The 7,385-nt window shown below is 55.3% G+C and carries 8 protein-coding genes and 1 tRNA gene; 4 read left to right on the top strand and 5 right to left on the bottom strand.

Annotated elements, in window-relative coordinates; genetic code table 11:
- From ACNKID_RS09095 to ACNKID_RS09075, 5 genes are all read right to left on the bottom strand, one after another.
- Entirely contained in the window at nucleotides 1-297 is a 297-nt protein-coding gene (locus ACNKID_RS09095; RefSeq protein WP_417913115.1) for a helix-turn-helix domain-containing protein, read from the bottom strand.
- Nucleotides 294-614: a type II toxin-antitoxin system RelE/ParE family toxin gene (locus ACNKID_RS09090; protein ID WP_417913114.1), complete on the bottom strand. Its 321-nt coding sequence runs from the start codon at nucleotides 612-614 to the stop codon at nucleotides 294-296. The genes ACNKID_RS09095 and ACNKID_RS09090 overlap by 4 nt, the downstream gene beginning before the upstream one ends.
- 90 nt (nucleotides 615-704) lie before the next feature.
- On the bottom strand, nucleotides 705-2,633 hold the full coding sequence (locus ACNKID_RS09085; protein ID WP_417913113.1) for a fumarate reductase/succinate dehydrogenase flavoprotein subunit: 1,929 nt from the start codon (nucleotides 2,631-2,633) through the stop codon (nucleotides 705-707).
- 19 nt (nucleotides 2,634-2,652) lie between these two features.
- Nucleotides 2,653-3,300 carry a nucleotidyl transferase AbiEii/AbiGii toxin family protein gene (locus ACNKID_RS09080; protein ID WP_417913112.1) on the bottom strand — a complete coding sequence of 216 codons (648 nt, stop codon included), beginning with the start codon at nucleotides 3,298-3,300 and terminating at the stop codon, nucleotides 2,653-2,655.
- Nucleotides 3,288-3,623 carry a hypothetical protein gene (locus ACNKID_RS09075; protein ID WP_417913111.1) on the bottom strand — a complete coding sequence of 112 codons (336 nt, stop codon included), beginning with the start codon at nucleotides 3,621-3,623 and terminating at the stop codon, nucleotides 3,288-3,290. The genes ACNKID_RS09080 and ACNKID_RS09075 overlap by 13 nt, the downstream gene beginning before the upstream one ends.
- Nucleotides 3,624-3,891: 268 nt before the next feature.
- Between ACNKID_RS09075 and ACNKID_RS09070 the strand changes: the two genes are divergently transcribed.
- The 4 genes from ACNKID_RS09070 to clpX all read left to right on the top strand — a co-directional run bounded on the left by ACNKID_RS09070 (nucleotide 3,892) and on the right by clpX (nucleotide 7,384).
- Nucleotides 3,892-3,977 (top strand) — tRNA-Leu (locus tag ACNKID_RS09070).
- 120 nt (nucleotides 3,978-4,097) lie between these two features.
- The gene (gene tig, locus ACNKID_RS09065) at nucleotides 4,098-5,429 is read left to right on the top strand and encodes a trigger factor (protein ID WP_417913110.1); all 1,332 of its coding nucleotides are present in this window, start codon (nucleotides 4,098-4,100) and stop codon (nucleotides 5,427-5,429) included.
- Between the two features lie 69 nt (nucleotides 5,430-5,498).
- Nucleotides 5,499-6,110: an ATP-dependent Clp endopeptidase proteolytic subunit ClpP gene (gene clpP / locus ACNKID_RS09060; protein ID WP_417913109.1), complete on the top strand. Its 612-nt coding sequence runs from the start codon at nucleotides 5,499-5,501 to the stop codon at nucleotides 6,108-6,110.
- A complete protein-coding gene (gene clpX / locus ACNKID_RS09055; RefSeq protein WP_417913108.1) occupies nucleotides 6,107-7,384 on the top strand; it encodes an ATP-dependent Clp protease ATP-binding subunit ClpX in 1,278 nt (425 codons plus the stop codon). Before clpP ends, clpX begins: the two co-directional genes overlap by 4 nt.
- The last annotated feature ends 1 nt before the right edge of the window (nucleotide 7,385 follow it).

The following is a 7,385-nucleotide window of genomic DNA, read 5'->3' as shown; positions in this document are numbered from 1 at the left end:
TCACGCAAGCAGCTCTTCTGCCCCTTTTGGAAACACAGCCCTGATCTCCAGCCGCCCGCCGAGGGCTTCAACATACCGCTGCAAGGTTTCAAGGGTGATGTTTGGCCGCCGCTCCAGTTCAGACAAAGCTGACTGCGACAAACCCATTGCCTGTGCCAATGTCTTCTGTGTGACCCGCTGCGCTTGGCGCACCTGCCGGAGACGGACAGCGGCAATCTTTTCCCCGGCTTTCCGCCGGATTTCCTCCCGTTCCTGAGAAGAAAAATTTTCCTCAACAAGCTGATTCAACGTTTTCATGGACGCACCGTGATTTTTTCCAGATGACGTTTGAAGATTCTGTCAGCCTCGGCAATCAGGCGGCGGTAGAATTTTTCCTGATCTTTTCCTTTCTTGTCTCCGCCGCAAAGAATGACCGCCCGCCTAGCAGGATCAAACGCGAAGAGGCTTCGATAGACACAGCCGACAGTTTTTGTCCGCAGTTCTTTCATGTTGGCAAACTCTGAACCTTTAATCTGATCAACATGAGGTCTGCCAAGCTGCGGCCCAAAATGCCGGAGCACTTCCAAATCCGCTGCGATAGCTATTTTCTCCTTCTGCGCAGTTTTCCAAACCATTCAGCATACTCGTCGCTGATCAGAACGTCCCAAACCATACTGTAATATAACTTTTATCCGATATTTTATCAAACAGTGAGTCTGCCTGAGCTACTTATAACTCCTCTGCGAAGGCTCCGCCGCCTCAAACCGCAGCGGCTCCTTGTGCAAAACCGGCCGTTTCCCTTCGCCCTGATATTCCCAAGCTGCGACATGAGAAAAATTCGCATCGTCGCGCAACGCTTCGCCGTCTTCAGTCTGGCTTTCTTCGCGCAGATGACAGCCGCAGGATTCCTCGCGCTCCAAGGCATCTAAAACCATAGTCTCGGCAAATTCAAGAAAGTCTGCCACGCGCCCGGCCTGCTCCAAGGACTGGTTCAAATCCTCGCCGTTGCCCGGCACATAAATATTCCGCCAGAATTCTTCTCGGATTTGCGGAATCTCCTCTAACGCCTTAAGCAGCCCTTCTTTGTTCCGCGCCATGCCGCAGTGATCCCAGAGCAGCACACCGAGCCTGCGGTGCAGCTGATCTGCCGTTTGCGCCCCGGTTTTCTTGCAATCGCGGTTGCGCAGCAGTCGGGCGATGCGTGCGCTGACCTCTTCCTCAGCTTCGATAAAGGCAGGATGTTCGGCAGCGGCGCGATCCGTTCCGGTTTGCGCCAGATAATGGCTGATGGTTGCAGGCAGAATGAAATATCCGTCCGCCAGCCCTTGCATCAGGGCACTCGCGCCAAGCCGGTTCGCGCCGTGATCGGAAAAATTGGCTTCACCAATGACAAAGAGGCCCGGCAGCGTGGATTGCAGGTGATAATCCACCCACAGGCCTCCCATCGCGTAATGCACGGCAGGGTAAATCATCATCGGTTCCTTAGCCGGATCGCTGGCGGTGATTTTCTCGTACATCTGGAAGAGGTTGCCGTACTTCTGCATGATCGCGGCCAATCCATCCCGTCTTATGGCATCGGCAAGATCAAGATACACCGCCCTGCCCGTGGCGCTCACGCCTTTGCCTTGATCGCAGACCTCTTTGGCATTGCGCGAGGCCACATCGCGCGGCACCAAATTGCCGAAGCGCGGATATTTGCGCTCTAAATAATAATCTCGCTCTGCTTCGGGGATTGCTGCGGGAGAACGGGAGTCTCCCGCCTGTTTCGGCACCCAAACCCGCCCGTCGTTGCGCAGGCTTTCGCTCATCAAGGTCAGTTTGCTTTGATATTCGCCATGAACCGGAATGCAGGTGGGATGAATTTGGACAAAGCAGGGATTGGCAAAGGCGGCTCCACGCCGGTGTGCCCGCCAAGCGGCAGTGACATTGCCGGACATGGCGTTGGTGGAGAGATAAAAGGCGTTGCCATAGCCACCTGTAGCTAAAACCACTGCATTGGCTGCATAGCGTTCGATTTGACCGGTGAGCAGATTGCGGACAATAATCCCCTGTGTCTTGCCAGCGATGACAATCACATCCATCATCTCGCGGCGCGGAAAAATTTTGACCCGGCCCGCCGCAACCTGACGCATCAGCGAGGAATACGCGCCAAGAAGAAGCTGCTGTCCGGTCTGTCCGCGTGCATAGAATGTGCGTGAGACCTGCGCCCCGCCGAAAGAACGATTTGCCAGCGTGCCGCCGTATTCTCTGGCGAACGGCACGCCTTGCGCGACGCAGTGATCAATGATTGCATTCGAAACCTGCGCCAAGCGATAGACGTTTGCTTCGCGGGAGCGGAAATCGCCGCCCTTGATGGTGTCGTAGAAGAGGCGAAAGACCGAATCGCCGTCGTTTTGGTAATTTTTGGCCGCGTTGATGCCGCCCTGCGCAGCAATAGAATGAGCACGACGAGGGCTGTCTTGGAGACAGAAGACTTTGACGCTGTAACCAAGCTCACCCAGCGCAGCGGCGGCGGATGCGCCAGCTAATCCAGTGCCGACGACGATGATTTCATATTTGCGGCGGTTGGCCGGGCTGACTAATTTGCTGCTGAAACGGCAGTTGTCCCATTTTTCAGACAGCGGGCCGGAGGGGAGGTTAGGTATCAGAGTCATTGTGTCATCGCTGATGAAATCAGCTTGCTTGTATCGCTTCAATCACTGATTTGAAATCACGATCAAAGTTATCGAGAAATTTTTCGTCAATCAGATTGAGCTTTTTCAGCAGAAATGCTGGAAATGTCTCCAGACGGTAGAGCAAGTCCTCTTTCTGAAAATGCAATTTTTCACCGGCTTCAGCGATAACCACGCTCCAATCAATAGATATATTCTTGGAAATTAATAAGATGTCAAATATATCCTTTGGATTGTCACGGCCTATGACCGCTGTGATCTTGTTGGAAAGAATATTCAAGGGATTGTCGAGCCGGAATCCGTGGCGATAGACAAAATCGCCGAACCGTTTCACGCGGTCATTGACAAAATCAACTTGGAGGGCTGTTTCTTGGCTGGTCAGAAGAAGACGGACGAAGTCCTTGGCATCAACTTGCTTTTTCACGGACAAGCCTGCTCGGACAAAGCGTTCGATCACGGCCCTTGCGGAATAAGAGAACGTATCAGAACAATGCGTGAACAGATCAAGATCATCAGAATATCGTTGCTCAAAATAGAAACGGCTGAGGCAGGTTCCGCCGGTGAGATAAAACTCTGTGTCTTCCGCAAACACCAAGTTTAAAACCTCATCTTGCAGACGATACAGTTCGTTGTAGTCTATATGTTCCATCGCAGTTCAGGAATATCGGTCTGCTCATTGAGCAAGAAATATTTTAGGATTTTATATCGTCTTTCGAGGAAAAAACAGTTGAACTTTGGAGGGATGTAGCGACGCAGCATGTCTTGCTGATCAGAAGGAGCAAACACGCTGAGGCTCTTCAAGACATCCGTTGCATTTTCGAGGATTTTTGTGAACAGGAAATATTTCTCCTGATCGCTGCCTTTCTTTGCCAGGCCGAGAATGTCCTCTGCTGTCATCTTGTATTCCCAAAAGCATTCTTGAATGATTTTCTGGCAACACGCATAGATGGCAGGTTCGATATGCTGATTCATCTTTATACGTAAAATTAGATCATGTTAGCTTGAGGTGAATCTGTTTATCCTGCCGCGCAATACTAGGAATGCGATAAAAATACCTCTGTCGGCGGATGAAGTAAACAATGATAAAGCCTGCGAACGGGGAAACCTGAATACTGTTCTGTTTTTTCCAACCTGCGTGACTCCCAAGAAAAAAAGAGGCGCGTGGGCAAGCTTTTTCCCCCTGCTTTGCGCCATCGCCCTTGACGAAGGGCTGTTCATTGATTAATACTACAGGATTAACGCGAGAGTGGCGGAACTGGCAGACGCACTGGACTTAGGATCCAGCGCACTTGGTGCATAGGGGTTCGACCCCCCTCTCTCGCACCAATCCTCTGAAAACACATAGTCCCATATTCAGGAGACGGGCGCGGCATGAACCTGCGCCTGCCTGGATTGAGATATCTTTCTGCCCAAAGCAGGCAACCAGAAACTAAGGAATTTGAGGCGATGGAAATAGCAGTCGAAGAACTGAGCGAACTGACCCGCAAGCTCACCGTCACCGTGCCTGCGGATAGAGTGCAGGAGGCGACAGACAAAGCCTACGGCAAGCTGAAGAAGGATGTTCACCTCAAGGGATTCCGCAAGGGCAAGGCCCCGATGTCCATTCTGGAGAAGAACTACGGCGACCGGGTGAAGGCCGAGGTGGCGGAGCAGCTGGTTCAGGAAACCTATTTTGACGCAGTGGAGCAGAAAGGGCTGGACGTGGTTGTGCATCCTGAAATCCGCGAGACCCGTTTTGCGGATGACGGCTCTTTTGTCTATGTCGCCTTGGTGGACGTGAAGCCGGTTTTTGAGATCAGCCAGTACAAGGGCGTGGAGATCGAGAAGCCTGCGGTCAATGTGACTGAGGCCGACGTTGACCGCAAGATTGAAGAGCTACGCCGCAAGCACGCTGTCCTTCGGACTGCTGACGATGGGCACGGCGTGGCTGTGGACGACATCGTTATTGTAGACTTCCAAGGCTTTCACAACGAGAAGGCGATGAAGGAAGTGCACAACGAGAACTACTCGATTGACGTGGGCACCAAGCGGCTCGGCGCGGAGTTCGAGGAGCAGCTCATCGGGCTGAAGAAAGGCGAGTCCGCCCTGTACGAGACCGATTTCCCTGCCGACTATCCCAATCCGGTCATGGCAGGCAAGAAGATCGAATTCAAGGTGGATGTGAAGGAGATTAAAGAGCGGGTCAAGCCGGTTGCGGACGACGAGTTCGCCAAGGATGTGGACGCGAAATACAGCACCTTGGCCGAGCTGCGGGCAGGCATTGCCGAAGAGCTGAAGAAGCAGCGTGAAGCCGCCCTTGAGGGTGATATCGCTGACCGGGTCATGCAGAAGCTGATCAGCATGAATGAATTTCCAGTGCCGGAGCGGGCTGTGGCCTACGAGGTGCAGGAGATGATCAACCAGACTGAGGAGCGGCTGAAACGCGCTGGTTTGACTTTGGAGACCGCCGGCATCAAGCGGGACGAGCTGGCCAAGCAGAACCGCGAGGCGGCGGAAAAGCGGGTGAAGGGCGACTTCCTCCTGAAGAAAGTGGCCGAGCTGGAGGAGATCAAGCTGGCGGATGAGGACATCGAGCGCGGCTATCAGCGCATCGCCACGCAGTACAAGATGACCGTGGCGGATGTGAAGCAGTACTTCCAGCGTCGGGAGGAGATCATGCCCTTCCTCGCTGAGCTGCTGAACGAGAAAATTCTCCGTTTCCTGATCGACGCGGCCAAGATCACCGAGGAGCAGGCGGCGGCAGTGGAAGAGGAAGCTGCGGAAGCGCAGCAGGCGTAAGCCGAAAGCGTTATTTTGCCTATCAGCCGGACAGACTGCTGTCCGGTTTTTTGTTTTGAGGAGCTGATCATGAATCTTGTGCCAATGGTGGTTGAGCAGAGTCCGCGCGGCGAGCGGGCGTTCGATATTTACTCGCGTCTGCTGCGGGAGCGCATCGTCTTTCTCGGCACGCCGGTCACCGACGATGTTTCCAGCCTGATTGTCGCCCAGCTGCTTTTTCTCGAGGCGGACGACCCGGACAAAGACATCACCTTTTACATCAACTCGCCTGGCGGCTCCGTCACCGCAGGCATGGCCATCTACGACACCATGCAGTACATCCGCTGCGACGTGGCCACGCTTTGCATGGGGCAAGCGGCCTCGATGGGTGCATTCCTGCTGGCCGCAGGCGCGACGGGCAAACGCTTCGCCTTGCCCAACTCGCGGATCATGATTCACCAGCCGATGGGCGGCTATCAAGGCCAGGCCACGGACATTGAGATTCACGCCAAGGAAATCCTGCGGATGCGGGCTGATCTCAACAGCATCCTCGCCAAGCACACCGGCAAGCCGGTCAAGCAGATCGAGCAGGACACCGAGCGCGACAACTTCATGACCGCGCTGGAGGCGAAGGCTTACGGGTTGGTGGACAAAGTGCTGGAACGCCGGGAGGAAGGCGGCAAGAAGGAGGCGCGGGCATGAGCGACGAACTCAGCGGCAGCTCCGCCGGAACCCGCGCCTGCTCCTTCTGCGGTCGGGATGAGGCGGAAGTGGCGCGGCTTATTGCCGGGCCGGATGTGTATATTTGCAGCGAGTGCGTGGAAATCTGCAACGGGATGATCAAGGAGCCGACAGAGGGCGGCGAAGCGGCCAAGGTGGTTGAGCCGCCCCGCCTGCTCAAGCCCAAGGAGATTCACGCCCATTTGGATGATTACGTCATCGGCCAAGACTTTGCCAAGCGGGTGCTGGCGGTGGCGGTGCATAATCATTACAAGCGGATCAGCTCCCGCATTGCTGGCAAAGGCGATGCGAACGCAGTGGAAATCCAGAAGTCGAACATCGTCCTGATCGGCCCGACCGGCAGCGGCAAAACTCTGCTGGCCCAGACCTTGGCCCGCATCCTCAACGTGCCCTTCAGCATCGCCGATGCCACTACGTTGACTGAGGCGGGTTATGTCGGCGACGACGTGGAGACCATTCTCGTCGGCCTGCTCCAAGCGGCGGATTACGATGTCGAACGGGCGCAGCGCGGCATTGTGTATATTGACGAGATCGACAAGATCGCCCGCAAGTCGGATTCCCCCTCATTGACTCGCGATGTGTCCGGCGAAGGCGTGCAGCAGGCTTTGCTGAAGATGATCGAGGGCACGGTGGCCTCAGTGCCGCCCAAGGGCGGGCGCAAGCATCCGCAGCAGGATCTGATCAAAATTGACACCACCGACATTCTCTTCATCGTCGGCGGGGCCTTTGTCGGCTTGGACAAGGTGATCAAACGGCGCGGCGGCAAGAAGTCCATCGGCTTCGGCGCGAAAATCCGCCTGGATGAGGAGAAGAGCGAAGGTGATTTGTTAGCTGAAGTGCAGCCGGAAGACCTGCTCAAGTTCGGCCTGATCCCGGAGCTGGTTGGCCGCCTTCCGGTCATCGCGCCGATGCGCGAGCTGCGAGAAGAGGACTTGGTCCGCATCCTCAAGGAGCCGAAGAACGCCCTGACCAAGCAGTACATCAAGCTCTTCGATCTGGAAGGCATCAAGCTCCGCTTCACCGAAGAGGCCCTGACCGCTGCTGCGAAAAAGGCGATGGAGCGCAAGGCCGGGGCGCGCGGGCTGCGCTCGGTGATGGAAAGCGCGATGCTCGACGTGATGTACGAGCTGCCCTCGGATGATTATGCAGTGGAATGCGTGATCAGCGAGGAGGTGATCAGCAAAGGCGAGCAGCCTGCTGTGACCCGTGACGAAAAGCGGCGGAAGACGGCCTGAG

Origin of the sequence: Candidatus Electronema sp. TJ, assembly GCF_048287355.1 — a bacterium.
GTDB lineage: Bacteria > Desulfobacterota > Desulfobulbia > Desulfobulbales > Desulfobulbaceae > Electronema.
Note: the sequence above shows the minus strand (reverse complement) of the source record. Positions and strands in the feature narration are given on the sequence as shown.